This is a genomic window from Maritimimonas sp. 2205BS37-2, assembly GCF_056591755.1.
In genome coordinates this window covers 1-1020 of sequence record NZ_JBWQOI010000008.1, presented here as the reverse complement: position 1 = coordinate 1020, position 1020 = coordinate 1, and the positions used below count along the sequence as shown (strand labels likewise).

1 protein-coding gene is annotated in these 1020 nt (G+C 36.6%); it reads left to right on the top strand.

What is annotated here, in order from left to right:
• The first annotated feature begins 60 nt into the window (after nt 1-60).
• On the top strand, nt 61-1014 hold the full coding sequence (locus AC1EUU_RS15420; RefSeq protein WP_480202341.1) for a PorP/SprF family type IX secretion system membrane protein: 954 nt from the start codon (nt 61-63) through the stop codon (nt 1012-1014).
• Nucleotides 1015-1020 lie beyond the last annotated feature (6 nt).

The window sequence follows — 1020 nt, the reverse complement described above, 5'->3', positions numbered from 1 at the left end:
CAGGTTGGGTTTATGTAAATTATTAGGATGGTAATTGATTTAGGAAAAAAAAGTATTGAGATGAAACAGTTTCAAAAAATGATAAAAAGGCTATCTATAGTTTTAATAGGATTGGTTTTAGGGTTTACTTCATTAGAGGTTGAATCTCAGCAAGATCCTCATTATACTCAGTATATGTATAATATGAATGTTGTTAATCCGGCATATGCTGGTAGTCGCGGTACCTTAAGTATAGGTGTGTTGGGGCGTACTCAGTGGGTTGGTTTAGACGGAGCTCCAAAAACACTTACGGGTGTAGTACATGCGCCGGTTGGCAAGAATTTGGGTGCTGGTTTTTCGGCTATTGTAGATGAGGTGGGTCCTGTAAAAGAGCAGAATATCTATGCAGATATTTCTTATACAGTTTCTTTATCAGAAGAGGGTAGATTAGCTTTTGGATTAAAGGGAGGAGTAACATTATTCAATACGGACTTTTCAAATATTATCTTGCCACAGACTCCCCGAGGTGCAGATGAGTTTTTTGATGATAATATCAATAAGACCTTTCCAAATTTTGGGGCAGGTGTTTATTATTACAATGAGAAGTTTTATATAGGGTTATCGGCTCCGAACTTTTTAGAGACGTTACATTTTGAGAAGGAGAATAATACGATTACCAGGGCAGCAGAGGAGACGCATTACTTTTTAACAAGTGGTTATGTTTTTGATTTATCACAGACTACCAAGTTCAAGCCAAGTGTTATGTTAAAGGGGGTTCAGGGCTCACCATTGTCGGTGGATGTTTCGGCTAATTTTCTGTTTAATGACCGATTAGAAGTTGGTGCGAATTATAGATTAGATGATTCGGTTAGTTTATTGGCTAATTTTGGAATTACTCCGAGTATGCGTATAGGCTATGCTTTTGATTTAACGACGACCAATTTAGGGAATTATAATAGTGGGACGCATGAAGCGTTTATACTATGGGATATAGATTTTTCTAAGAAGAATTTAAAATCACCACGATTTTTCTAACATAAA

Coding starts and splice junctions, on each gene's coding strand:
- AC1EUU_RS15420 (WP_480202341.1), top strand. CDS start 61: ATGAAACAGTTTCAAAAAATGATAAAAAGGCTATCTATAGTTTTAATA.